General features: G+C 34.0%; 24 protein-coding genes. 13 read left to right on the top strand and 11 right to left on the bottom strand.

What is annotated here, in order from left to right:
- Positions 1–135: 135 nt before the first annotated feature.
- A complete protein-coding gene (locus B6C84_RS08215) occupies positions 136–969 on the bottom strand; it encodes a phosphoenolpyruvate hydrolase family protein (RefSeq protein WP_065578675.1) in 834 nt (277 codons plus the stop codon).
- Between the two features lie 16 nt (positions 970–985).
- Positions 986–2,197, bottom strand: coding sequence for a Tm-1-like ATP-binding domain-containing protein (locus B6C84_RS08210; protein WP_086320707.1), 1,212 nt, complete (start codon positions 2,195–2,197; stop codon positions 986–988).
- 218 nt (positions 2,198–2,415) lie between these two features.
- Here B6C84_RS08210 and B6C84_RS08205 point away from each other — a divergent pair, with 218 nt between their 5' ends.
- Positions 2,416–3,042: a TetR/AcrR family transcriptional regulator gene (locus B6C84_RS08205; RefSeq protein ID WP_217332239.1), complete on the top strand. Its 627-nt coding sequence runs from the start codon at positions 2,416–2,418 to the stop codon at positions 3,040–3,042.
- Between the two features lie 274 nt (positions 3,043–3,316).
- Here B6C84_RS08205 and B6C84_RS08200 read toward each other — a convergent pair whose 3' ends face one another.
- The gene (locus tag B6C84_RS08200) at positions 3,317–3,715 is read right to left on the bottom strand and encodes a cell division inhibitor SulA (protein WP_065578678.1); all 399 of its coding nucleotides are present in this window, start codon (positions 3,713–3,715) and stop codon (positions 3,317–3,319) included.
- A gap of 106 nt (positions 3,716–3,821) precedes the next feature.
- Complete coding sequence (gene crcB / locus B6C84_RS08195) at positions 3,822–4,199, bottom strand: fluoride efflux transporter CrcB (protein WP_086320705.1); 378 nt, start codon at positions 4,197–4,199, stop codon at positions 3,822–3,824.
- Between the two features lie 194 nt (positions 4,200–4,393).
- On the opposite strand from crcB, the gene B6C84_RS08190 reads away from it, so the two are divergent.
- The 9 genes from B6C84_RS08190 (at position 4,394) to hxlB (ending at position 11,636) form a co-directional block, all read left to right on the top strand.
- Positions 4,394–5,002, top strand: coding sequence for a riboflavin synthase (locus B6C84_RS08190; protein WP_065651062.1), 609 nt, complete (start codon positions 4,394–4,396; stop codon positions 5,000–5,002).
- Between the two features lie 101 nt (positions 5,003–5,103).
- Positions 5,104–5,499: a YbhB/YbcL family Raf kinase inhibitor-like protein gene (locus B6C84_RS11735; RefSeq protein WP_425319293.1), complete on the top strand. Its 396-nt coding sequence runs from the start codon at positions 5,104–5,106 to the stop codon at positions 5,497–5,499.
- A 225-nt stretch (positions 5,500–5,724) separates the two neighbouring features.
- Positions 5,725–7,701: a BglG family transcription antiterminator gene (locus B6C84_RS08180; RefSeq protein WP_086320703.1), complete on the top strand. Its 1,977-nt coding sequence runs from the start codon at positions 5,725–5,727 to the stop codon at positions 7,699–7,701.
- The gene (locus B6C84_RS08175) at positions 7,691–8,146 is read left to right on the top strand and encodes a PTS sugar transporter subunit IIA (protein WP_086320702.1); all 456 of its coding nucleotides are present in this window, start codon (positions 7,691–7,693) and stop codon (positions 8,144–8,146) included. The genes B6C84_RS08180 and B6C84_RS08175 overlap by 11 nt, the downstream gene beginning before the upstream one ends.
- A 29-nt stretch (positions 8,147–8,175) precedes the next feature.
- The gene (locus B6C84_RS08170; RefSeq protein ID WP_034883654.1) at positions 8,176–9,513 is read left to right on the top strand and encodes a PTS galactitol transporter subunit IIC; all 1,338 of its coding nucleotides are present in this window, start codon (positions 8,176–8,178) and stop codon (positions 9,511–9,513) included.
- 14 nt (positions 9,514–9,527) lie between these two features.
- On the top strand, positions 9,528–9,812 hold the full coding sequence (locus B6C84_RS08165) for a PTS sugar transporter subunit IIB (RefSeq protein WP_034901958.1): 285 nt from the start codon (positions 9,528–9,530) through the stop codon (positions 9,810–9,812).
- Between the two features lie 95 nt (positions 9,813–9,907).
- Positions 9,908–10,423, top strand: coding sequence for a YjbQ family protein (locus B6C84_RS08160; RefSeq protein ID WP_065613023.1), 516 nt, complete (start codon positions 9,908–9,910; stop codon positions 10,421–10,423).
- 15 nt (positions 10,424–10,438) lie between these two features.
- Positions 10,439–11,089, top strand: coding sequence for a ribulose-phosphate 3-epimerase (gene rpe, locus B6C84_RS08155; RefSeq protein ID WP_174565013.1), 651 nt, complete (start codon positions 10,439–10,441; stop codon positions 11,087–11,089).
- A gap of 10 nt (positions 11,090–11,099) precedes the next feature.
- Complete coding sequence (gene hxlB / locus B6C84_RS08150; RefSeq protein WP_086320700.1) at positions 11,100–11,636, top strand: 6-phospho-3-hexuloisomerase; 537 nt, start codon at positions 11,100–11,102, stop codon at positions 11,634–11,636.
- 269 nt (positions 11,637–11,905) lie between these two features.
- Here the strand turns inward: hxlB and mmuM are convergent, their stop codons facing one another.
- From mmuM to mfd, 5 genes are all read right to left on the bottom strand, one after another.
- Positions 11,906–12,850: a homocysteine S-methyltransferase gene (mmuM, locus tag B6C84_RS08145; RefSeq protein ID WP_086320699.1), complete on the bottom strand. Its 945-nt coding sequence runs from the start codon at positions 12,848–12,850 to the stop codon at positions 11,906–11,908.
- The gene (gene mmuP, locus B6C84_RS08140; RefSeq protein WP_086320698.1) at positions 12,850–14,241 is read right to left on the bottom strand and encodes an S-methylmethionine permease; all 1,392 of its coding nucleotides are present in this window, start codon (positions 14,239–14,241) and stop codon (positions 12,850–12,852) included. Before mmuP ends, mmuM begins: the two co-directional genes overlap by 1 nt.
- Positions 14,242–14,308: 67 nt before the next feature.
- Positions 14,309–15,694 carry a YdgA family protein gene (locus B6C84_RS08135; RefSeq protein WP_086320697.1) on the bottom strand — a complete coding sequence of 462 codons (1,386 nt, stop codon included), beginning with the start codon at positions 15,692–15,694 and terminating at the stop codon, positions 14,309–14,311.
- Positions 15,695–15,790: 96 nt separating this feature from the next.
- Positions 15,791–17,308: a DUF945 family protein gene (locus tag B6C84_RS08130; protein WP_086354289.1), complete on the bottom strand. Its 1,518-nt coding sequence runs from the start codon at positions 17,306–17,308 to the stop codon at positions 15,791–15,793.
- A gap of 31 nt (positions 17,309–17,339) precedes the next feature.
- Positions 17,340–20,801, bottom strand: coding sequence for a transcription-repair coupling factor (mfd, locus tag B6C84_RS08125; protein ID WP_086320695.1), 3,462 nt, complete (start codon positions 20,799–20,801; stop codon positions 17,340–17,342).
- A gap of 159 nt (positions 20,802–20,960) precedes the next feature.
- Here mfd and lolC point away from each other — a divergent pair, with 159 nt between their 5' ends.
- From lolC to lolE, 3 genes are read left to right on the top strand one after another with little or no spacing between them, the layout of a single operon-like run.
- A complete protein-coding gene (gene lolC / locus B6C84_RS08120) occupies positions 20,961–22,163 on the top strand; it encodes a lipoprotein-releasing ABC transporter permease subunit LolC (RefSeq protein ID WP_086320726.1) in 1,203 nt (400 codons plus the stop codon).
- Entirely contained in the window at positions 22,156–22,854 is a 699-nt protein-coding gene (lolD, locus tag B6C84_RS08115) for a lipoprotein-releasing ABC transporter ATP-binding protein LolD (RefSeq protein ID WP_086320694.1), read from the top strand. The genes lolC and lolD overlap by 8 nt, the downstream gene beginning before the upstream one ends.
- Before the next feature lie 20 nt (positions 22,855–22,874).
- On the top strand, positions 22,875–24,113 hold the full coding sequence (gene lolE / locus B6C84_RS08110) for a lipoprotein-releasing ABC transporter permease subunit LolE (RefSeq protein ID WP_065651073.1): 1,239 nt from the start codon (positions 22,875–22,877) through the stop codon (positions 24,111–24,113).
- A gap of 54 nt (positions 24,114–24,167) precedes the next feature.
- On the opposite strand, the gene B6C84_RS08105 is transcribed toward lolE, so the two are convergent.
- Entirely contained in the window at positions 24,168–24,896 is a 729-nt protein-coding gene (locus B6C84_RS08105) for a rhomboid family intramembrane serine protease (RefSeq protein ID WP_086320693.1), read from the bottom strand.
- Between the two features lie 47 nt (positions 24,897–24,943).
- Positions 24,944–25,438, bottom strand: a complete 495-nt coding sequence (locus B6C84_RS08100) for a GNAT family N-acetyltransferase (RefSeq protein ID WP_086320692.1) — start codon at positions 25,436–25,438, stop codon at positions 24,944–24,946.
- Between the last annotated feature and the right edge of the window lie 296 nt (positions 25,439–25,734).

Below are 25,734 nucleotides of genomic sequence, written 5' to 3'. Positions count from 1 at the left end.
CAATCAATAGTAAAGTAGTAGACAATTATCATCAATTTTTATCACTGAAAATTAAGATGGTATAAGTATAATTTGCTTAGGTTGGAGAATAGAAAAAATAGCAGTGCGACGAGTGGTCGCACCGTTATTGCTTACTTATTGTTGGTGTCGAATAGCTTTAAATCTTTCTGTCGTCTGAGTTAATGCTGTTTCTGTTGGCAAACGTTCCATTGAACTTGCGCCATAAAAACCATTACAATCAGGACAATTTTGTAAAATATATTCTGCATCTTCAGGGGATGAAATAGGTCCGCCATGGCAAAGTATGATAATATCTGGACGAATTGCTTTAGCTGCTTTGGCCCATTGATTGATTAAAGGAACACAATCCGCAAGTTTTAATGCAGTTTGGGCACCAATACTACCACCGGTGGTTAAGCCCATATGTGGAACTAAAATATCCGCCCCAGCTTTGGTCATGTCAATAGCATCTTGCTCACTAAATACATATGGTGTAGTTAGCAGATCTTTTTCATGTGCTTTGCGAATCATCTCAACTTCTAACGCATAGCCCATACCCGTTTCTTCAAGATTAGCTCTAAAATTACCATCAATTAAACCAACAGTAGGGAAGTTTTGTACGCCAGCAAATCCGGTAGCTTTAATTTGATCTAAAAACTGATCGAATTGGCAGAAGGGGTCGGTGCCATTAACACCAGCTAACACAGGGGTATGTTTTACAACCGGTAATACTTCTTTTGCCATATCCATAACAATTTCATTGGCATTACCATAAGCTAATAAGCCTGCTAGTGATCCACGACCCGCCATACGATAGCGACCAGAATTGTAAATTACAATCAGATCAATACCACCAGCTTCTTCACATTTTGCCGATAATCCTGTACCAGCTCCTCCACCGATGATTGGTTGACCTTTAGCAATCATATCATGGAATTTTTTTAATAATTGAGCACGTTTACTACTCATAATTTTCTCCATTACTTTATTTAATTATATTTTTAAATTCGTTAATAACTAAATTACAAAATTCTGGTGAATTAATATGATGCGAGGTTTTTATTAACCGTCGTTTTTCAGTTTGAATAAAGACTTTTTCAAACTCATCTATGAAAGCTTGATCCGCTTGCGGTGACCAAAAATCCCCATTTTCAATATCAAGGGCAGAAAAACCACTTTCAGGAATAATAAAAACTACTTCACCTTGACATTTATTTAGTTTTGTAGCGATCCAATTTGCCATGATTTTATTTTCTTCAGGCGTGGTTCGCATTAAAGTAACTTGTGGATTATGAGGATAAAACAGACGATCTCGATATTTTTCTGGAATAGTATCTGGACTACCGAAATTAACCATATCAAGGGCGCCACATGATCCAATATATGGGACTTCGCTTCTTGCGATGGCTTCAAATCGGTCATCATCACAAGCAAGTACTCCATCAAATAGATGATCACAAACTTCCGTTGTAGTAATATCAAGTACACCTTTTAATAAATGGCTATCAGCTAATTTTTCCATTGCTTTACCGCCACTACCCGTTGCATGAAAAACTAAGCAATCATATTTATCATTTAATTTTGCTGAAAGCGATTGAACACACGGGGTTGTAACTCCGAACATGGTTAATCCAATTGCTGGTTTATCTTCGACTTGTTCTTGTGTTTTAAATAACACTGAACCTGCGATAGCATTAGCTGCATTGGCGAGTACTTTTCTTGATATAACATTTACGCCAGCAATATCGGTAACGGAATAGAGCATCGCAATATCACTTGCACCGATATACCCAGATATATCACCTGAGGCCATGGTTGAAACCATCAACTTTGGTACGCCAATAGGCAGTGCTTGCATAGCTGGAGTGATTAATGCGGTACCACCCGAGCCACCTAAACCGAGGATAGCGTCAACATCATTTTGCGCTATTAAAAATTGTTTAAATGCATTAGCCATTGCAACGATAGCCTTTCCTCTATCGGTGGCAAAAACAGCTTTTTCACCCTCGGGATGATATTTAGCAACAGTGCTGGCGCTAATATCAGCAATGTGATTAAAAGAATGCGGTTGTTTAGTAGAGATATCAACTATTTTACTTTCAACATTTCTTTTACTAAGTAAATGTTTGACGTAAACAATCTCTTCTCCTTTTGTGTCTAGTGTCGCGACTAAGTAAACCATGTTATGCGATGCCATTTATTTCTCCTTAACAGATAAAATAGAACTCGATACTTCTTACTCAACTATCAGCGATTACTACTTTGATAATTATAAGCTAAAAATGAGACATTAGTCTCATTTTTTTTAAATTTTTTTGAAAATTTTTTAAATATTATAGTTTGTTAAAAAAAGTTGTATAATTTACAAAAGTTTACTAGTTGGCAATAAATAACAATATGAATATAAATAGCTTAATGAACTCTAAGAAATATTCTGGGGCCAAAAAAAGAACTTACGATCGTCTTATCGAAACTGCGATTGAGGCTTTAGAGCAGGGTAAAGATATATCTATTACTGAATTATCAGATAGAACAGGTATTTCTAGAGCTACTGCTTATCGCTATTTCCCGACTAAAACCGATTTAATATCAGCGGCTGTTGAACAATCACTTAGTCCAATATTCTTATGGCAATCAGATAGAGAAAATGTCGAAGATCGGATAAATGATTTTTTAGCTTTTGCTTTGCCGCAAATGTTAAAACATGAGGGAACATTACGTGCAGCTTTAAGCCTTTCTTTAAAACAATGGGCAGATGAACGCTCACAAATAACGGAAAAGACTAAAAAACTTGTGCGAGGTAATCGTAAGGAAATTCTTACCAATTTATTACAGCCACTCAGAGCTCAATTCTCTGATGAGCTTTTTGATAAAGTTATCTACTCAATTTCAATCATATATGGTTCTGAAATATTCATGGTGCTAAAAGATATTTGGAACTTTGAGAGTGAGCAAGTGATAGATCTTTCACAATGGATTGTTAAAGCTATCATCAATCAAGCTAAACAAGAAGCGCAAGATGAATCGATGACCGAATCTTGATTGCTCTGAGTTCGGTTAACAATTTTTTTCACTCATTTAACTTACAATTCCAACTAGCAGTTTAACTTGATTCAACAACTTTTATAAAAGTTCGCTTATATTTTGCTACAGTAAACAATTTAACTTATTCGGTGATTTAACATTAATGATAGTGGTATAAATAAAAAAAGACACTACCACATTAGATAGTGTCTTTTTATAACAACGGCTGTTAATAAAAAATAATTAAATGGTATGCCAAACACTATTTTTATTTGAACGGTTAATTTTCAAATTAATGGTATTGAATAGCTGGCTGACTTTGTTCATCGTGAACTAAGAATAAACATGTATCGCTAGTTAATACGGCCTGTTGTAAACGTTGTTTGTCCTGCTCATTAAGATCGTTAATACAAGCAACCACATAACTACAGGTTTTACTTTGTAGTGCCTTTTCTATAGTCGAGACTAAATTATTATTAGTTAAGTTAGCCAAATGTACGACTTTTTGTTTATCAAGCCCGGCAATATTTAACCATGAACGTTTTAACATTGGACGATCTGATAGCCATAATTGCCATTTTTTTTCTTTATTGAATGAACGTAATAAAGGTCTCTGCTGTTGCAACACTTGTTGAAAAGGTGTTTCAAAATTTATAGCCATAAGTTGTGGTGATGAATGTTCAATAAGCATAATAACCTCTATACTGTTTACTTATACAGTGTATATTAATACAGTATTTTGCGGTTGTAAATACTATTTATGCTCATTTTTTAGATTATTATGGAGTAATATATCTTCATGAGCGAAAATATTGATAGGTTAAAACACCTAAAAAGGTCATCAATACTGAACCTGCGACATGAATCACGATGGTAGTTAATCCCCAACCAAAACGTCCCTCCTGAAGAAAATTAACAATCTCAGCTGAAAAGGTGGAAAAAGTCGATAATCCACCACAAAAACCAGTAATTATTAACAATCGCCATTCAGGGGATAGGGGCGTGTGATTAAAAAAGGCAATGGCTAAACCGATAATATAACCAGCAATTAAATTAGCAACTAAGGTTCCTAACGGAATAGTAAAAGCAATCACATTTAACTTTAACGATAAAAACCAGCGCAATAAGCCTCCAGCAACTGAACCGACCGAAATAGCTAAAATAAGTTTTAACATAAATGGAAAACCTTTAAATCATTAATTAACCATGATCATATCAGTAGACTAATAAAATGGGTATCTTTTTACAGAGTAAATTATTTCATTTATCAGGCAGGTTAACCAAAATCATTTGATTGTAATCATTATTATTTTTTTATCGTTTGCGCTAAAATAGCTGATAATCATGATGAATAATAAAGGTTATAATAATGTTTACTGGAATCGTTCAAGGTGTTGGTCAAATTATTGATATCATCGATCAAGATAAATTACGTACTTATAAGGTAAAATTACCAGCAAAATTAACACAACATATCGAAATCGGTGCATCCATTGCTAACGATGGATGTTGTTTAACCGTGACCGATTTTCAAGATGATTGGGTTACTTTTGATATTATGCAAGAAACGTTAGCCTTAACAACTCTCGGCAGTAAAAAGTTAAATGATTTGGTAAATATTGAACGAAGTGCTAAATACGGCGATGAAATTGGTGGTCATGTAATGTCTGGGCATGTCTCTTGCCGTGCTTCCATTATTGACATCCAGAAAACAGCAACTAATTGTCAAATGACATTAGCTATACCAGAAAGATTTATAAAATATGTTTTATTCAAAGGTTTTATTGGTATAGATGGTGCAAGTTTAACGGTAGGAGAAGTAAAAGATAATCAATTTAATATCCATCTAATTCCTGAAACATTAGCGATTACCACTCTAGATAGTAAAAAGATTGGTGATGAAGTAAATATTGAAATTGACTCACAAACTCAAGCTATCGTTGATACGGTAGAAAGGGTATTAGCAACAAAAAAATAAAGTTAAGCTAATTTGTACCTAAATTGGCTGATAGTGTACTGATTGTTCGTTAATAATGGTTTATTGTTAAACATTCATATGTTAATAAAAAAGGAAACAACATGTTTATAGCAAAACACTTTAAACCATTATTATTAAGCTTGGCGATGCTTGCACCTTTTGATTGTTTAGCCGATCAATTAAAATTAATCATTCCAGAATTAGCTAAAGATGGATTTACTAGTAAATTTATTGCCAATCAATTTGGTTGTACTGGCGATAACATCTCACCGCAAATTGAATGGCAGAATGTTCCAACTAATGCTAAAAGTTTAGTATTGACCATGTATGATCCTGATGCACCGACGGGATCCGGTTGGTGGCATTGGCAGGTGGTAAATATTCCTGTGCAAAGCCAACTTATCGCCCAATCAGTTGGTTATGATAGTGGTTCTCGTTTTGCCTATTATTTTAAAAAACGTTTTGGTATTTCGCCTAAGATGTTACGTTCTGCATAAGTTTCTATTTTAATATCTACCAATTATTGGTTATCTATATTAAAACAAATACCCTATTTTAAGCTTGATATTCAGTCAATCTCATCACTCTACATTAATTAAGATCACATTCTATTCCAGATTAATCTGGAAAAAAATGTAATCGTCTTATTTATTTAACTAACTATACTTTAAATCATCAAGTTATGAATGTATTGCAACAACAATTAGAAAAGGAGTTGAGTAATGGAAAGACAAATCAAATTACTTAAACTACTTTTTAGCCAATCGGAATTTAAACCGGCTGCTTTTTTTAGTTCAAAATTATCAATTTCAACTAAAACGGTATATTACGATATTGAAAAACTAAATGAACAGTTAATAACGGTACCGAATACGGATATTCGAATCGAAAAGTCTCCCCGTAAAGGGCTAATGCTAGTAGGTGAAAAAACCGATATTGAGCCGATTATTAGCTATTTAGAACAAAAAAATAGTCATAGCTATTTTAATCAAAAATCACGACGCTTAAGTCCTGAATACCGTCGATTAGATATCGTCAAACGCTGTTTACTTAAAAGTGAATCAGTATCACTGGAACAATTATCGGATGATTATTTAGTCAGTAAAACATCGTTACACAAAGATATTGAATTTATTAATCGGGCTCTTGAACAAGAAAATATTCTATTAAATGTCACTCATAAAGGAATTTATATTGACGGTAATGAAAATCAAATTCAACGAGCGATTAAACATTTCTTATCTTTGTATATTCATAAACAAGATGATTATTATCTCAATCAATTGATGAAATCATTTATTGGCGATGACTCTTTTGAACAGATAACTCAGTTATTATTTGAACGTTTTGAATCGGTAGTCGTACAATCTTCGGAACATTATTTATCTTCATTACTGATATCTATCACCATTCAGCTAAAAAGATTGTGTTTAGGTTATTCAATTCCGGAAGAGAGTGATTTCTTATTTAATCATATCCGATATATGCAATCTTATTTGATTGCCTCGGAACTGGCTAAAACGTTAGAGTTGACTTTTAATGTGACGTTTTCGACCAATGATATTAAATACCTAAGTAAATTGTTTTTTGCTCATCGTATTATTGATGAAAATGTCATTGTTGATGATAGTTTTTATGAGCAAATTATTCGTAGGATCATCAAAAAAATAGGCGATATTGAAAGTGTCGATCTCTCGGGTGATGGAAAATTATTTCACTCATTATTGTCGCATTTTCCACCGATGATTACTCGGTTACAAAAGCAAATTCGTATTATTAATCCAATATTAGATGAAATAAAACAGGAATATTCGAAATTATTTAGTGTGTTATGGTATGCACTTTCAGACTTAGAACGTAAATTTGATATTCATTTAAATGATCATGAAATATCTTTTTTATTGATTCATTTCCAGATAGCCTTAGATAAAGCCGCTGATGCCAATAACATCGTTATTATATGTCAATATGGATGTTCATCATCAAATTTAATCTTAAATAAAGTCCGCAAATTTTTGCCATCTAAAGACAATATTGAAGTCTATTCTGTGGCTAAACTGAATTCGACTAAGCTTAGTAATGTCGACTTGATCATCACCACTCTCGATATCAAAAATATTAATAAACCGATGGTCAAAATATCATCTTTGTTGAACAAACAAGACTATCAAAATATTATTCAAGCTTACGCTAACTATGTCTTGAATAAACAATCCGATTTTTCAGACAAAGGTAATTATTACCCATCTACCGCCAAATTTGTCAATGCGGATTTAATTGAATTAAATGTTGATATTCAGCATAAAAGTGACTGCCTTAATTTGCTGATAAGTAAGTTAGAAGATAAAGGCTTAGTGACTAAAAACTATCGTGACTCAGTTTTATATCGAGAAGAAATCGGCGACACTTCAATCGAAAACGGCATTGCTTTACCGCATGGTTCGCCAATGTTTGTTATTAAATCAAGTATCTCAATTATGACCCTCAAACGACCAATAAAATGGGGCATGATTGATGTCAGTATTATTATTATGGTTAGTCTTTCCGAAGACAATATCAATAGCATTAATGACGTTTTTACCGAAATTTATGAAATTGTTTCAAATAAACAAGCAATTTCATCCTTAAAAAATCTTATAAATTTTAAACAACTTAAACAATTTTTGGATAATCAAAGAGGAATCAAGAATGTACTTTGATCAACATTTATGCCTATTTAACATTGAGGCAAAAACCAAAGAAGAGATCTTAACCACAATGGCACAAATGTTATTGTCACATGGCATTGTTAAACAAGATTATTTAACAGGTATTTTAGAAAGAGAACAGCAATACCCGACTGGTTTATTAGTTAATTCGATTGGTTTTGCAATTCCCCACACCGATTCCTCAAAAGTGAATCAATCACAAATTTGTTTTGCATCGCTAAAACATCCGGTGATTTTTTCTGGTATGACCGATGATAAAGAGCAAATACCAGTCAAATTTATTTTCATGTTAGCAATGAAGCAACCACATGAACAGGTTGAGAATTTACAAAATTTAATCGGCTTATTTCAAAATGAGGAGCAAATAAAATTATTAGAACAATGTCAGTCAACTAACGAATTTATCTCTATTTTAAATAGCGCTGGTGTTAAATAGGATGGATTATTTTTATTAAGGAGTTACAAATGGATAGTGTCATTAATATTTTTCAATGGCTAATAAATTTAGGTGGGGTCGTTTTTTTACCTATCATCATTTTTATTATCGCCTTGTTTTTCAGAGTTAGCTTTTCCAAAGCAATAATGTCTGGTATTACCGTCGGTATTGGTATTGTCGGTCTTGGTTTAGTTATTGGTTTATTATCAGATACGTTAGGTGTTGCGATTCAAAAAATGGGTGAGCAATATGGAACGTCATTAAGCATCATGGATATTGGTTGTGGAGTAGGTGGTCCGTTAGCATTCTCAACTACATTGGGATTATTACTCATTCCTGCTTCATTAATTATCAACTTTTTATTTATTTCACTAGGTTGGACTAGAACGTTAAATGTTGATATTTGGAACTTCTGGTTTGCAATTTTCCTCGGCTTGGTGGCTTATTCAGTAACTGGTGAATATTGGGTTGGTATTATTGGTTGTATCACTGCTGTAATGTTGCAATGGTTTTTGGCTGATCTTTTACAAAAACCAATTAGTTCATTCTTTGGATATCCGGGTATTGCCGTTACTCACCTTATGGCGTTATCAGGGGCAATTGTTGCAATCCCATTAAATTGGATATTTGACCGTATTCCAGGACTAAACAAATTAAATGCTGATTCAGAAACATTAACCAAACGATTTGGGATTTTCGGTGATACAGTGGTAATTGGTTTAATCATCGGTATTGTTGTTGGTATCTTAGCTAATTACGATGTTCCACAAATTGGTAAATTAGCAATTTCAACAGCAGCAATCATGAAAATTATGCCGAAAATGGTGGCTATGTTTATGGAAGGCTTACTTCCTGTTGCTGATGCTGCTCGTGAATTTACCAGTAAAAAACTCAATGGCAAACAAGTTAACATCGGTATGGATGCTGCGTTAACTGTTGGTCATCCTGCGGTAATGGCAACTGCGTTAATTATGGTGCCAGTTTCATTATTATTAGCCTTAATTTTACCGGGTAATAAAGTGCTACCTTTTGGTGATTTAGCTTTCTATGCCTTTGGCATCTGTTTAATGGTACCGTTTTTCAAAGGTAATATTATTCGTTCAATTTTAGGTGGCACCATCTATTTGGTCGTCTGCTTATATATGGCAACATGGCTTGCTCCAGTTATTACTGATGTATTCCATTTGGCTAATTACGATGTAGGTACTGCTGGTATTGTTACTGTGATTTTATGTGGATTATGGCCAGTAACCTTATTCGTACTATTGTTAACCCATCTTGGTTTTATTGGTTTAATTGGTTTAGCGCTAGTTATTCTTTGCTTACTTATCTATATCAACAAAATCAAAAAAATTGAAATGTATTAAAAGGAAATAATCATATGAAGAATTTACTTATCATGTGTGGTGCAGGGCATGCAACTTCAACCATCGCAGTAAGCAAAGTGAATAAATGGCTTAGTGATGAAAAATTAACAGATCAGGTAAAAATCTATCAATCTAAGATTGCTGATGAACTTAATAAGATAGACTCTTATGATGTGGTTGTAAGCACTACTATTGTACCTGATTCAATTAAAGCGAAAGTAATTAATGGATTACCACTACTTACTGGTGTTGGATTAAATGAATTTTTTGCTGAATTGAAAAAGCGTTTAGCTATTTAATCCAAATTAATCTTAAGTATTGATAATGATCGCCTCATTTATTTTGTAAAGCTTAACTACAAATTAGATGGGGCTATAACAAGGAATAAACTATTATGAATATTATTCATCACGCCATTGAAATCAACACAGTTGCAGGTAGGCATTCATACCACGATATTACTGAGCAATTAAAACAGTTTGTAAAGCAATCCAATATCCAAAATGGTCAATTAACGATAGCTACTAGCCATACAACATGTTCACTTTTTTTTGAAGAATGCATGCATGATACCAATTTTTTTGGTGATGAATTTCTGCAAGTGGATATCAACAATACATTAGAAAAAATTGCTCCACGGATGACCAGCGAAAATCAATATAACTCACCAGGTCCAAAGCATGTTGAATTTGGTTTAAGTCTTAGTGATCCTAATTATCCAGCTGAAAAATGGGTTATGTTAAATACCGATGCTCATATCAAATCATCACTGTTTGGTCATTTTTCAATTGTATTAATTATTAAAGATGGTCAGCCGTTATTAGGGCAGTTAGGACGAATTTATTTTGTTGATTGGGATGCACTACGTGAAAGGAAACGTAATGTTAATTTTATGCTGATGGGTCTTTAATAAAAGGAGATAATTATGATACTGTCTCCATCACTATTTAATTCTGATCTTTATCAGATCAAAGAAACTCTAGAAAATCTACAAACTTTAGGTATTCGCCAACTACATATTGATGTAATGGATAATCATTATGTACCAAATCTAGGCTTTAATGCTAGCTTTGTTAAAAATCTAAAAGCGCATACTGATTTTATTTTAGATTGCCATTTAATGGTTGAAAGACCTGAATTAGCTATAGTTGATTTTATTGATGCTAAAGCTGATATTATTACCTTTCATTATGAAGCGACAGCGCATCATTCATATATTATTAATAAAATCAAAAATAGTAATATTAAAGTCGGTATAGCTATAAACCCTTGTACTCCAGTTGAAAATCTGAAGCTCTTATTACCTCAGGTCGATCAGGTTTTAGTTATGACGGTCAATCCAGGCCAAAAAAATGAAAGTTTTTTACCTTTTACGCTACAAAAAATAGAACAATTAAAAAGTTTAAAGCAAATCGATAATTACCATTACGATATTCAGGTTGATGGCAATATTAACGATCAAAACATATCTTTATGTGTTACAGCTGGCGCCAACAGTATCGTATCGGGTGGCTTTATCTTTAACAATAATCCGCTCGAAAGCAATATAGAAAGATTAAAAGCGGCAATCAAATAGGGAAATAATAATGGATACTAAAGATGTATTATCAAAAATATTAACTGAAATATCAGCACAAGTAAGCTCTATCAATGAGGAACAACTCAGACAATTTAAAAATGCCATTATTGCTGCACAACATATCTTTCTTGCTGGGACAGGCCGCTCTGGATTAATGATTGGGGCATTTGCTAATCGATTAATGCATTTGGGCTTGAATGTTAGTTTGATAACTGAAATTAGTAAACCAAGAGCAAATGTTGGTGATTTATTAATTTTAGGATCGAGTTCCGGTGAAACCAAAAGCTTAATTGCTTATGCCAATCAAGCAAAAGCACTCGGCGTTAAAATAATATTATTTACTACCAATAGCAACTCTAGCTTAGCCAAATTAGCGGATAATATTGTGGCAATTCCAATAAAAGTGCTTGAACTAAATCAACCGATGGGCAGTACGTTTGAACAACTATCATTACTCACTTATGACAGCATTATTTACAGTCTAATGACCGAATTGCAACAGACGCCAGAAATAATGAAAAACCGTCATGCTAATATCGAATAGAATACAAACTAAACTTACATTCTTGATATAAAATTCTACTTATTACAGTAGTTCCGATGCTAGATAGGTCCGATGAATGTTATGTTATTAAATGTGGGTGAAAAAATTTTGAGGAAAGCACTTTTTTGAAGCAAAAAAATTGAGGAGAGGGGTTTTTTAGGTTATAAAATTCCTAATTTTATAAAAAACACCGTTAATCAATCTTAGCGATTTAATTAACGGTGCTGATTTATTTGTCTATGGCTATAAATTTAATCTATCGATTATACTTAATTAGCTGCTTTTAAATAGTGAGCAATTTTTGCAATATCATTTGGAGTCGTTTGACAGCAGCCACCAATCAATTTTGCCCCTAACTTGATCCAAACTGGCAATTGATTATCAAAGGTACAATTATGTTGATGATCTTTGTGCCATTGTTTAGTGGTTGGATCATATTGCTCACCTGAATTAGGATAAACAATTAAAGGTTTCGCCGTGAGTGTTTGTAATTCAGTTAATGCCTGAGAGACCTTTTCTAAGGCAATGCAATTAATACCGATACTAACTACCTGATCAATCTGATTTAGATAATCAATCACTTCGACAAGTGGAGTTCCATCACTAAGGTGATTGGCATCTTTTAACGTTAACGAAAACCATGCTGTCATTGTTGGATATTGTTGTAGTAGTTTAGCTAACGCTTTTATTTCAACAAAATTGGGTAGGGTTTCACAAGCTAAAATATCAACTTTTGCATCTATAAGTGCTTGCATTCTGGCCTGATGAAAATCGATAAATTCATTTTCACTGAGTTGATAATTGCCTGTATATTCTGAACCGTCTGCCAAATAGGCTCCATAAGGCCCCACCGAACCAGCGATAACTAATAACTTATCTGACTTAATTTGATCTAGATATTGTTGTTTGGCTTGTTGAGCTAATGTTACACTTTGTTTAATCAAATTTATTGATTCGGCAAGTGATATCCCTTTTTGGGCAAAACCTAATGGTGTCGCTTGATAACTAGCGGTAATAGCACAATCAGCACCGGCATTAAAATAATCATAATGAACTTGTCTAATAAGATCGGGTTGTTCAATTAATACTTTAGCTGACCATAAGCTATCATTAAGATCACAACCACGGCGCTGTAGCTCACTTGCTAAAGCACCGTCAATAATTACGTAGTTATTTTGGTTTAATAGCTGCGATATAGGATTTTCTTTTGACATTATCGATTTACTCGTTGTTGATAAGCTCGGGTAACATGATAGGCGATATAGCAAACCACTACAAATGGAATACCACAATAAAGGGCAATCCGTTGTTCAGGATCGAAAGCCAGTCCAATACAAGCAATTAAACATAATATAAACCCTAAAATAGGCACTAATGGATAAAGAGGTGCTTTATATTTTAGAGATTGTATTTCAGAGGCAGATAATTGTTTTCTAAAAAAGTAATGTGAGGCACAAATACTTAACCAAACAGCAACGACGGCAAATCCTGAAATTGCCGTTAAGCCTACAAACACAGTATCTGGTGCAATAACACTGGAAAACAGTGCTAATAAACCACCAATCATACTAACGGCAATAGCGGTAGTTGGAATACCTTTGGGATTTAATCTACCAAAGCATTTTGGTAATGTACCCTGATTAGATAGCGACCACAACATACGACCAGAAGCATATAATCCAGAGTTAGCTGCGGATAAAATGGCAGTTAAGATAACAAAATTCATAATGTCAGCAGCATAAGGTATACCGATACTTTCAAATACTTCGACAAATGGACTTTTAATAACTCCTGCTTGTTCCATTGGTAGCAGGGCAGCTAACACAAAAATGGTACCAACAAAAAAGATAATCAATCTTAGAATAGTGGTTTTAATCGCTAAGGGAATGGTTCTTTCTGGTTGATGGGTTTCGCCAGCGGCTATACCGATAAGTTCTGTTCCTGAAAATGCGAAGTTCACTGATACCATGGTCATAACAATCGGTATAATACCATTAGGAAACCAGCCATGTTCAGTAATATTATGCAAAAATGGCGCAGGTAGGTTATTTTTCATTGGAATAAACCCAAAGATAGCCGCACTACCAGCGATAATAAATACAATAATGGTAATCACTTTAATAATGGAAAACCAAAATTCACTTTCGGCAAAAAATTGTGCGGTAATAATATTTAACAAGAAAATGACTACACAAAAAACTAAGCACCAAATCCAAACTGATACTTGTGGGAACCAATATTGCATACATAAACCGGCAGCAGTAAAACTTGATCCTAATGCTACAGTCCAGGTTAACCAATAGAGCCAAGCAACCGTATAGCCCGTTGCAGGACTAATAAATTTTGATGCATAAGTATGAAATGCGCCCGTTTCAGGCATCGCGACAGCCAGCTCACCCAAGCAAAGCATAACTAAATAGACAACAATTGCACCAATTAAATAAGCAATAATTGCACCGATAGCACCAGCAGTAGCAATGATATAACCAGTATTAAAAAATAATCCAGTTCCTATAACACCACCTAGTGATAACATGATTAAGTGGCGAGTCTTCATTGATCGTTTAAATTGATTTTCAGGCACAGCAGAAGAGTTAGTGTTCATATAAATATTGACTCATTAAATTGTTTTTAAATGAAATTCCGCCTGATGATAGGCGGAATTTTTTAGATTAGAAGTTTAAATTGTTAAGAAATTCTTGTTTGCTAATTTTATTGCCATTGATGGTTACTTGATCTTTTGATTTTGAGTAATCAAGTTCGCTAAATATACCAGAGGTATTACCTTTTTTAAAGGTGACTAATGGCGAAGTACTCAGTGCCATTTGTGCCATTAATTGTAAATTATTGTTTGTTTTTTGCAGCTGATTGTCGGTTATTTGTTCTGACTCAGGAGCTTCTATTTGTGACATAAATCTTGCCATTACAGCAAATGGCGCTTCAAGATTTATTGAAAGTTGGTTAATTTTGTCAATGTCTCTATCATAAATTGTCATTTGGTTAAGGTTAGCAATATCAACTAATGCACTAAAGTTGAAATCACCAGAAGCATTGTGCCAATGAAATTTTTTAATGTCTATTTTAGTATTGGTGATGTTTGAGTTATTAGTTGAATCTAATAACCAAGATATTTGCGTATAATCGTCTAAAAATGATTTATCTAATCCTTGAACATTAAGTTCAAGAGTACCATTTCCCATTTGTTGCTTGCCGTAATTAAAGGCATCAATTGCAATATCCATATTACCTTCAAGGCCAGTTGTTTTATTGGCAAGTTTATAGTCCATTACAAAATTTTTAAGCACAATTGTTGGTTTGTTGGTATTAGCCTTTAAATTAATAAATAAATCATCAACTCTATTTTGTGCTTCGAAGAAATAATTTTGATAATCAATTTTATTAATAACTTTTAAATTTTTTAGTTTAATTTCATCACCATCGTGTCTTTTATAATTTAAATTATCAATAAATATTGAAAAAGAAGGTTTTTCATAGTCTAGGTTGCTAGACACCTCATAATTTATTTGGCCTAGTTCAAGCTTACCTTCAAGAAATTGGAAAATAAGATCTTCATCACTCAAAACAAGCGGTTGGGTGGTCATATTAAAGGTTAGATTATTAGAATAAGACAAATTGATATGCCCATTTACAAATGACCGGTTACCAGCAAGTTTCCATAAAATTGGGTTAGATTTTTCTGTACCTTGATACTCAAGCCACGCCATTTGTGGCGAAAAAGTACCTTGTTTTAAGGCTGCTAGTGGGAATGGGCCATGATGAATAATGATATCATCATCGTATAGTGTAATAGGATCGAATTCATCATCTGGCTGAGCTATAATTTTTATATGTGTTTTAGTTGAAAAAATACCTTTTTCATCATTAGAATGGGTGATTTGTACTTCAACATCATTCTGTAAATTATTAACTTGTTTTGTTATGTTTTTTAATGTGTTATCTAACTCAGCTTCAATTACATTGCCTGTATGCCAAGCTATACCAACATAACCAAGGCCTAATATTGCAATAACGCCAATTGCCAGTGTACTTTTCTTCATGTTTACTCTCTTACCTTCTATTTTCTTTAAATTATTTATAAATATATTTCATTAAAATATGATTTAGTTATTTAGTTAAATTATGACTAAGCTAGTTTAAAATAGACTAAGCATATCATCTTTGTTAAAAATATCACCATTAACGTTAGCTTGGCCACTGTTGTTAGGGATATCAATATTAGTAAATATTCCTTGTTCGTCACCTTTATTATATTTGAATAGTGGTGAATTATTTAATATCTGTTGGTATAGATTTTTAACGATTTGTTTCGATTCGTTAAGCTGTTGTTCAGTTAGTTCATTATTTTCTGGATGATGAAATTGAGCATAGCTACGGGCTAAGACTTTAAGTGGTGCATCAATATTTAATTTAAAACTATTGATTCTATTTAAATTGTCATCGTCTAACATGGTGTTATCAAAATTGTTGATAGTCGTTATGCCACTAATATTGATATCACCATCAAGATTGTGCCAATTTAGTTGTTTAAGTTCAATTTTACTGTGAATAGGTTGATTATCTGTAGCATCTCCATTTATGAATCCATCACCAAACAGTGCTTTATCTATACCTTGATAATCTATATCTATATTTGCATTACCTAAGTTCTGTTGTCCATATAAGATTGAGTCAACACTGCAAGTGAACGAGCCATTAAGAACGCGAGTATCACTTAAATCGATTTTTTGCTTAATAGATAGTTTGTCTAATTTAGTAGAGGGTAGTTGTTCATCTGATTCAGCCATTAAGCTGAATTTATCAAGATTAGTATTTAAAGTTATATTTTGATTAACGTAATCAATAATCCCATTTGCTTTTAAATTTTCAATTAAAAAGGTATTGTTATCAGGTTTGTCATAGTCATATTCATAATTGAAGTAAATATCTTTTAAATTAGTCTTTAAAGAATCTAAATTCAAATTATAACGAATCATATTTGACTGTTTTTCGCCATCAAGATCAATGTGAAGCTTATCTAATGTAATATATTGAACTGATTTTTTAGTGTGAAATCTATCTAAATTTAGTGTTATCGAAGGGATAGCCGAATCAATATTACTAATAAATGTGAAATTACCATTGCCTAATTCGGATTCGAATTTAATATGATTATCTGTTTCTCTATGATGAATTATTTTCCTGCTGAAAAGTTTTATAATTATATTATTACTATAATCTAAACTAATATAACCAGTAATAAAGGGGCGATTACCATTAGTCTTCCATAATAATGGATTAGATTCTTCGCTAGTTTCATATTCCACCCAAGCCATTTGCGGTGAAAATATGCCTTGTTTTAAGCCCGCGATTGGTAATGGACCATGATGGATTGTGAAATCTTTATCAGCAAGCGTTAAAACATCAGCAAAACTGCCATCTTTGGAAGATAGGGTCATATTAATATGAGTTTTGGTTGAAAATAGCTGTTTTTCATCATTAGAATGGCTGATGTTGATTTTAAACACATTTTGACTATTGTTAAATTGCTCAGTAACTTGCGTTAATGATTTATCAAGATTGCTTTCAATTAGGTTTCCTGTATGCCAGACAATACCGACATAACTTAAACCTAATATAGCGATAACGCCAACAGCCAGTGTCGTCTTTTTCATTTTTACTCTTTATATTCTGTTATATTTTTAGCTATTTTTCTTGATGCTCTGCAAAATCAGCTAATAAATTTTTAATATAATCAATGCGATCAACTCGCTGTAAATCAGATTTAAGCAATTTTAATCGATTTGTTCCTTCTAGGCGATAATTTTTTGGCGATTTTTGAATCGTTTCGATTAAATAATCTATCGCAATTTTGTTGTTAGAGCCAAATTCTATAAAGCCGCCTTTTTCACCATATTCGATTTTTGTAATGCCCAATTTACTTGCTTGATAGCGGATTTTAGTCGTTTCTAATAAAAATAGCACTGGATCGGGTAATTGACCAAAACGGTCTCGCATTTCAACTTGTATATCGGTAAGTTCATCTAGGTTTTCAATACTCGCAATTCGTTTATATAGTGATAATCGGGTATTTACATCAGGAATAAAATCATCTGGAATCAGTGTTGGTAACCGTAATTCAACTTCAGTTTGTTGATTATTAAGTAGTGATTCGAGGGTAGGCTCTTTGCCTTCTTTAAGTGATTTAACCGCATCATCAAGTAATTCAATGTATAAATTAAAACCTATTGTTTCAATTTGACCACTTTGATCACTACCAAGTAACTCACCGGCACCTCGTATTTCAAGATCATGGGTGGCTAAGGCAAATCCAGCACCTAAATCTTCTAAAGTAGCAATAGCGTCAAGACGTTTTTTAGCATCTTTAGTTAATAATTTTGGATGTGGTGTCAATAAATAAGCATAGGCTTGATGATATGAACGCCCAACTCGACCTCGCAATTGATGTAATTGTGCAAGACCAAATTTATCAGCACGATCGATAATAATCGTATTGGCATTAGGAATATCGATTCCTGTTTCGACAATAGTTGTACATACTAATAAATTGAATCGTTGGTGATGAAAATCATTCATAACTCGCTCAAGATCACGTTCATGCATCTGACCATGGCCTATAGCAACACGAGCTTCAGGTACCAATTCCGTTAGTTTTTCTGCCACTTTTTCAATGTCCGACACATCATTGTGTAGATAATAAATCTGACCACCACGGAGAATTTCCCGTAGAATTGCTTCACGAATAACTAAATCATCAGATTCTCGAACAAAGGTTTTTATAGCTAATCGACGTGCAGGTGGTGTGGCAATAATTGATAAATCACGCATACCACTCATTGCCATATTTAAGGTACGCGGAATAGGGGTGGCGGTCAAAGTGAGTATATCGATATTGGCGCGCATTGCTTTGATTCGTTCTTTTTGACGAACACCAAAGCGATGTTCTTCATCAACAATTAATAAGCCTAAATCTTGCCATTTTACATCTTCTTGTAATAATTTATGGGTACCGATGACAATATCGATTTTACCTTCAGCAAGTTCTTGAATAATGGCTTGCTGCTGTTTAGCGGTTTTAAATCGAGACAAACTTTCGATACGGATTGGCCAATTGGCAAATCTATCACAAAAACTCTCATAATGTTGCTGAGCCAGTAATGTGGTCGGAACTAATACGGCGGTCTGTTTATGGTTAATCACTGCTAAAAATGCGGCACGAATAGCCACTTCGGTTTTACCAAAACCAACATCACCACAGACTAATCGATCCATTGCGTAAGGTGAACACATATCACCAATAACTGCACCAATGGCATTTTGTTGGTCGTCAGTTTCTTGATACGGGAAAGCTTGGCAAAACAGCTCATATTGTTCACGATCTTGTTTAAATTCAAAGCCAGGTTTGCTTTCTCGTTCAGCATAAATATCAAGTAATTCAGCGGCAACATCTCGTACTTTTTCGGCTGCCTTTTGTCGTGCCTTACTCCATGTATCCGTTCCTAATTTGTTTAGCGGGGCATTATCTTCATCACCACCTGAATAACGGCTAATTAAATTTAGTGATGAAACCGGTACATAGAGTTTAGTTTCATTCGCATAGAGCAAGATAAGATATTCGGCTGTTATACCACCGGTCTCTAATGTTGTTAAACCCGCATATCGACCAACTCCATGCTCTAAATGTACCACTGGTTTGCCAGGGGTTAATTCGGCTAAGCTACGAATTAAACTATCGGTATTGATCGCCTGTTTGCTCTCTTTTTTTCGCCGAATAACCCGACGACCTAATAGTTCGTTTTCAGTGATAAAAGCGAAATTTTGTTGCTGATCGATAAAACCTTGTTCGCTGGCACCGATCATTAAAAAGTAGCGATTTTCGGTATTGGCTAATTGATCAAGTTGCGAGATGGATGTCGGATGTATTCGCATTCGGCCTAAGATCTCTTGTAAGGCATCTTTACGGCCTTCCGATTCAACTGAAAAAATGATTTTACCATGGAAATCTTGAGTAAATTGCTGAAAATGTAAATAAGGTTGTTTTTGCTGAATTTGTATCGCAATCTCTGGCAAAAAACTAAATGGTAAATTAACACTTTTGTTCGAATCACTAATTTCAGTATGTGATATTGTGATTCGAGGGTATTGTTTAAAATGGGCAAAGATCTCATCGGTTTTTGACCAGATTACCGCTGGCGTTAACAATGGTCGCATCGGATCGACTTTGCGACTCTCATAACGTTGCGTGATATCTTGCCAATATTTATTAGCAAATTGTTCAATATTGGCTGTGTTAATGATCAACGTATTGGATAAAAAGTAAGAAAATAGTGGCGTGAGTGGCTCGTTAAAAAATAGTGCCTGCCAATATTCGATACCTGTAGGTAAAATATTTTTACTGACTTGTTGATAGATACTTTCAGGATCGAGTCTTACTTCAAATTGCTCTCGCCATTGACTACGAAACAGTTCAATGGATGCTTTATCAAATGGAAACTCATGGGCTGGAAGAAGTTGAATTTCATTAATTTCATCGAGTGTTCGCTGGCTTTCAACATCAAAAGTGCGAATACTATCTATTTCGTCATCAAAAAAGTCGATACGATATGGTTTTTCACTGCCCATTGGGTAGATATCAAATAGCGCACCGCGAGTAGCATATTCACCATGCTCCATGACTTGACTTACTGAACGATAACCGGCATTTTCAAGTTGTAATCGCAGATTTTCACGGCTTATAGCTAAGCCTTTCTTCATCATAAATACATGCCCACCTAAGTAGTTTTGTGGACATACTTTTTGCATAAGAGTATTAATTGGTAGGATTAAGGCACCTTTAGTTAAATGACCAAGTTGATAAAGACAAGATAGCCGCTCGGAAACAATATCTTGATGCGGTGAAAAACTATCATAAGGTAGTGTTTCCCAATCGGGGAAAAAAATCGATGGGAAAGTTGAAAATTGTTTCAACTCTTCATGAAGACGAGTTGTTTGTTGCATGTCATCGGTAACAATCACCACTAAACCATCGTGCGCAGCAATAGCCTGTGCACAAAATTGGGATAGGGAAGAACCAACAAGTTGACCGACTTGTTTTACTTCACCTGATTTTTTAGGAATGATGTTAGAAATATTGTATTTTTTTGACATGTTAGAATAATAGATAATTGCGACAAAGTTAGCCTAAGATTATAACGTAATTATATGGTTGTTTTCTATAACTGTTTAATCCTGTATGATAAGCAGTTAAAATTTAACTGGTTAAACTTAATTGAAAACTTTAGGTACTTTATAACTATTATGTCAAAAATATTTCGTCCATTAGTATTTTATATAGGTTTACGCTATGTATACGGGCAAAAAACCGATGGGTTTGGTCGCTTTGTTTCTTGGCTATCTATGATTGGCATCATGCTCGGTTCTATCGGTTTGATTGTGGTTTTGTCGGTAATGAATGGATTGGAAGATCAGATGCAAAATAGTATCTTAAAGTTTTTCCCCCAAGCGCAAATTACTTCAAAAACCGGAAGAATCAATACAACAGTCATTCATTCTAAACAATTTGAAAATACCCCTGGCGTTGAACGAATTACGCCAATAATTACCGGTGATGTGGTACTACAAAGTCAACAAAGTATTACGGTTAGTACCTTAATGGGTATCACCGCAGAGGATCATGATCCAATAGAAAATTATGTTTATACAGGTTCAATCGATTCATTACAAGCGGGTAGCTATAATGTGATACTGGGACAGACATTGGCTAATCAACTTGGTGTTTTGGTTGGTGACAAAATTCGCTTAATGGTTACCGATGCTAGCCAGATAACACCAGTTGGACGCATTCCTTCACAACGTTTGTTTACTATAAGTGGTTTATTTTCGGTCAATCATGATATTAACCAAGCGTTAATCTATATCAATCAATCTGATGCCAAAAATTTATTACGTTATCCAGCGAATAATATTAGTGGTTGGCGATTATTTTTAACACATCCACTGGACATCTCATCAGTAACTAATCGTTCGTTACCCGATGATTTAGTTTTTACTGACTGGCGAGCTAAACGTGGTGAATTGTTTCAAGCAATCAAGATGGAAAAAAATGTAATGGGCTTATTGATCAGTTTGATTGTAATTGTGGCAGCTTTTAACATTATTACTTCATTAAGTTTGTTGGTTATGGAAAAACAAGGAGAAGTCGCGATTTTAAAAACGCAAGGCTTGTCACGTTTTAAAATTATGCTGATTTTTATTATTCAAGGTGCTAGTTCTGGTGTCATTGGTACTTTACTTGGTAGTGCTATAGGACTGTTACTGGCTTCCTATCTCAATGAATTGATGTCAGTACTTGGATTATCCTTTGCTGGTATTGAATTACCTAGTTTGGTTGAGCCTTCACAGATAGTATTTATTATTTTCGGATTACTTATGTTATCACTAATTTCAACACTTTATCCTGCCTACCGTGCAGCCAATATTCAACCAGCGGAGGCTTTACGTTATGAATAATTTACAGCCACTTCTTTCGGCTAAAAATCTTTATAAAACCTATAAAGAAGGCAAAATGGTCACTGAAGTACTAAAAAATGTTTCATTTGATATTTATCCGCAATCATTACTCGCTATTATTGGTAGCTCAGGATCTGGAAAGAGTACCTTATTGCATTTATTGGGTGGATTAGACAAACCAACTTCAGGTGAAATTATATTTAAATCACAACAACTTAATCAGTTATCAGAACAAGAAAAAGCACATTTACGTAATCAAGAAATTGGTTTCGTGTATCAGTTTCATCATCTACTTCCAGACTTTACTGCATTGGAAAATGTGGCGATGCCGTTATTAATTGCTGGTACCTCTCCAAATGAGGCTAAAAAACGCGCTATGGCAATGCTAGAGTCGGTAAATTTAGTTAAACGAGCTAATCACCGTCCTGCAGAATTATCTGGAGGTGAACGTCAACGAGTGGCAATAGGCAGGGCATTGATAAATAATCCGGCTTTAGTGATGGCCGATGAACCTACTGGTAACTTAGATAAATCAACCGCTGATGCCATTTTTGATCTGTTAATCAAACTTAACCGTGAACACGGCACAGCGTTTTTAGTCGTAACTCATGATTTAGTTTTAGCGAACAAACTTGATCAACAGTTGATTATGAGTGATGGTCAGTTATCTGCCAGTAATTCTGTTAATTAAGGGTGAATGGATAATTAAACATGAATTTATCATTAATTACAGCCATTAAATTTCGTAAAGGTCGCCGTAAAAGTGGCATGGTTTCGTTGATATCAATTATTTCAACTTTGAGCATTGCTATCGGTATTGCCGCATTGATTATTGGTTTAAGCGCCATGAATGGTTTTGAACGAGAACTCAACGATAGGGTGTTATCGGTAGTACCACATGGCCAAATTTATTCACAATATGGCAATTTAGATAATTGGCAACAGGTACAAACCGAGTTACAAGAGAACAAAAATATCTTATCGGTGACGCCTTATGTTAGTTTTACCGGATTGATTGAAAATGGAAGTAAGCTTGGTGCTGTTGAAGTACAAGGACTTGATCCTGAACAAGAACAGAAAATTAGTTCTTTACCTAGCTATGTACTTAATAATAAATGGCAAGATTTTAAAGCTGATAGCCAACAAATCATTTTAGGTGCCGGATTAGCTAAATCGTTAGCAGTTAATGAAGGGCAGTGGGTTACCTTACTTATTCCTGTATCAAACAATCCTGAGCAACTTAAGCCTCCTCGTCGTGTTCGTTTGCAAGTACACGGTATTTTAGATCTAAGTGGTACGTTAAGTAACAATGTTGCATTATTACCATTAGCTGATTCACAAAAGTTACTTGCTATTGGTGACAGTGTCACGGGATTAATGCTTAATGTTGATAATGTCTATCAAGCTAGTGCTATTATTGGTCATGCAATATTGAATCTGGAAGAAGATCTTAGTTTTAACAGTTGGGAACATACCTTTGGCTTCATGTATCGTGATATTCAAATGATTAGACAAATTATGTATTTAGCGATGATTGTGGTTATTGGTGTGGCTTGTTTTAATATTGTGTCGACGCTGGTTATTGCGGTAAAAGATAAACAACGTGATATTGCTATTTTAAAAACACTCGGGGCGACTAATCGTCTAATAAAACGCATTTTTATTTGGTATGGTGTGCTTTCTGGATTAATTGGTAGTGTGATTGGTGTATTGCTTGGATCTATTTTGGCATGGCAACTTTCCAATATTATGGCAGCGGTTGAATCAATAATGGGGCACAAATTTTTAAACAGCAATATCTATTTTGTTGATTTTTTACCATCAGAAATTCATCTTTTGGATGTCATCTTGGTATTTATTACGGCTATGTTACTAAGTTTGATTGCCAGCTATTATCCAGCGCAAAGAGCTTGTAAAATCGATCCGGCCAGAGTGTTAAGTAGTTATTAATTTACAATTAAACAGAATATAAACAAGGCGCAATATCTGATTTGCGCCTTATTTTTAATAATATAGATAGCCACTTATCAATTGATAATGCTGATAGCCCCAATATAAAAGTAAAGATGAAACTATTAATATCGTGATAATTAATATTGTGCAGATCTGTTTTTGATTGCGGAATTTTTCTAAACAAAAGCTAATTAATCCGCCTAAAATAAGCCCTGTGATTGCTCCACCAATATGCGCCATATTATCAATAGAAGGTAGCAACCCTAAACCAAAGGTCAGTAATAAACTGACTACGATTGATTTGATTGGCATCTCTTGTAAGTCAGTACGATTAATTAAGCTATAAGCAAGTAATGCGGTAATAATCCCTAAAATTGCACCTGATGCGCCACAACTAATGACATTATAATTAATAGTGGCAACATCACTGGCTAAACTACCAAATAATCCTGATAATAGATAAATGCCAATAAATGCTAATGGTGGTATCAAGCGTTCTAGAATAGTGCCAATACTCCACAATGCTAACATATTCATGGCAAGATGGGTTAAGCTAACATGCATGAAAATATTAGTAAATAAGCGCCAATATTGCCCAGAAAAAGTTAATTGAGCAATATCAGCACCCCAATCAATCAGGAATCTATTCTGACTGAATGTTGAGAATCCCCGCTCATCAAGTAGTCGAGAAATAAAAAAACAGGCAATATTAATCAGTATCAAAATACTGGTAATTTTCGCTTGATTATAGAGCGGTTGAACATTTTTTAAGATAGACATATGCTAAAGTTTCCGTTGAAAAACTCACATTAAATTAGATAATTAGTTTAATCAAATCGTTTACCTAAAATAACCAAATCACGTTTAATACCATCAAGTTCAGCAATTTTGGGTAATAATGCCCATTGTTGATAATGCATTTTTTCGAATAGCTTAATGCTTGGAATATTATGGCCAAAAACATAGCTCAATATAGCATCAATACCCGCTTGTTTGGCAAAAGCTTCAATCTGTGCCACCGTGGTTTGGCCAATTTTCTTACCTCGGAAATCTTGATGAAGATATAGACTGATTTCAACTGTTTTATCATAAGCTGGACGACCATAAAAAGATGACAAACTGACCCAGCCACAAGGTTGATTTTGATATTTGATTAACCAAAGCGGACGTTTTTGCGGATTATGTTGCTCAAACCAAGCATAGCGACTTTCGACTGAAACAGGTTGTAAGTCGGCGGTAATTTGACGGCTAGCAATGGTTGAATTATAAACATCAACAATAAAAGGTAAATCATCTAAAGTGGCATTAACATAAGTAATCATAGGAATAAAAGAGTTATGGTTAATTGTGCTTCATTGTAATGGCTTTGCTATTAGCAAGCAATATTTGTTAAAGTTGCTTGAATCGTAAGTAATTATAAAATCGGAACAATAACTCACTCAAAAAAACTGTTTCGCAACATTTTTATTATTGCTTAATATATTGCTTAACAAATGTTTACATAAAAAAATATTACATATCATCAATTTTAGATTAATATTCTATGTACATTTTTTGTGATTTTAGTTTGATGGATTATTAAACATTACAAATGTAATGTTTAATACTTATCTTATTG

It is taken from the genome of Gilliamella apis, assembly GCF_002142155.1.
Lineage (GTDB): Bacteria > Pseudomonadota > Gammaproteobacteria > Enterobacterales > Orbaceae > Gilliamella > Gilliamella apis.
This window is presented reverse-complemented; position numbering and strand designations above follow the sequence as displayed.